The following is a 1,555-nucleotide window of genomic DNA, read 5'->3' on the forward strand; positions in this document are numbered from 1 at the left end:
GGTCGCGTTTCTTTGTTGTGGGTAGAAATAAATAGATTCATTCAGAATGACTATTACCGTAGGTAATATTAACAATCTAATCTTTTCTATATTTTATAATTTCTTGCTTGAAATTAACATGATGATCTACAATGCCTCCTGAAATAGCACCAATATGATCATAGTAGCCAGAATGCTTTCTAACTCTACCATCTGTTTTAGCAATTTGTTCAGTTTGTACGACATAACTGTTTTGTCGATTAAGCTCTGCCAACACTGAAATTCCATTAGCAATCAATGAACGCCAGTGACCCATCTGATCACCACCAATTATACTCCAGCACATTGGTCGACTAGTCATACGGTCAGCAATTATGTGGCTGACCTGACCCTCCATGTTTGTACCTTTAAAATCATCTGTATGCTTTAAACTAATGAATGACCAATTATTACGTATGTACTTAGACAATTGTTCTAATCTAGTTAATTCTGTATTTGTATTTATTTTTTCATCCAGCCGCTCTTTTATCAGATCGAAAAATAAACGACGTTTATTTTCATTAACCCATTCCGTCAACTTACCAACAGGAACCTTGGTTATCAATGAAATGTTGTGCAATGCCTGCATAGCATGAAAGTTATCTAAAATGAATTGACTATGTGGTATTGTGTCAGCACCTTGCTTAATCCAAGCAGCGCCGTCTCCAGATACATAGATATTCTTTACCATATCTAGGTCATAGTGCAGGTCCAAATAGTCTAAGACTTGATTCCATAAATGGTTAACATCATGCGTATAATCACCGCCAAATACATGTTTGTTTATTAATGCCTTATGACTCTTATCTTTTTGATACCAACCCTCATGAACGACGATTAAATGACTAAATCGGGTTCCTTTAGGCTGCATTTTCAAGTGCCCTTCATCTGCTTCAATAAATAATGACTTTACAGACCGTGGGTCTCTAGGGGCTTGATCCTCTCCCACTAAATCGAAGTGGTTGTACCGTCGAATTACTCTCATAACAGTTGATTTACTATAAAGTTCTAATTCAGGCAGCGTATTTATCGTTTCCTGATACGAAACTTTAGAAGCCCGAGAAATGACATCTGCCTGAGTTTGAATTGTTAATCTTTGGTATGGATTCAAGCTCAGAAAGCGGTCCAACATATATGCATAACCAAGTTTCGTATGATTATAGTAATGTCTACGATAAACTATTTCTCCGAGCTCAGTATTAATGTGTCGCTCTCTCACATCATGAATCTGCCAACCCTTGCGTTGTGATTGCTTAATTAACATTTTGTCCACAAGTTCTAACTCAGATTGAACAACTTTTTTGGCGCTTTGCTTAAATATTGTCTTCTCTTCAAATATTAATTCATCAAGGTTCGAAGAACCTTCTACAAACTTAGTAAAACTATTTCCTGACTTTTTTACCACATCATTTAGTATTTCTTGTATAATCTTATTCATGGGGTTCTGCTCCTTTTTGTTTAGTTTTCTGTCAAAAACTATTTTAACAAAAAGGGCGGGACCCTTTTCGGATTCCACCCACAATTAAGTTACGCTATG

General features: G+C 36.1%; 1 protein-coding gene. It reads right to left on the reverse strand.

Annotation, left to right across the window (positions count from 1 at the left end; translation table 11 throughout):
* Positions 1 to 76: 76 nt before the first annotated feature.
* Positions 77 to 1,456 (reverse strand): ISLre2 family transposase, encoded by a 1,380-nt coding sequence (locus IV88_RS08895; protein ID WP_147165315.1) that lies wholly within the window; start codon positions 1,454 to 1,456, stop codon positions 77 to 79.
* Positions 1,457 to 1,555 lie beyond the last annotated feature (99 nt).

It is taken from the genome of Pediococcus argentinicus (assembly GCF_001437605.1).
Taxonomy (GTDB): domain Bacteria; phylum Bacillota; class Bacilli; order Lactobacillales; family Lactobacillaceae; genus Pediococcus; species Pediococcus argentinicus.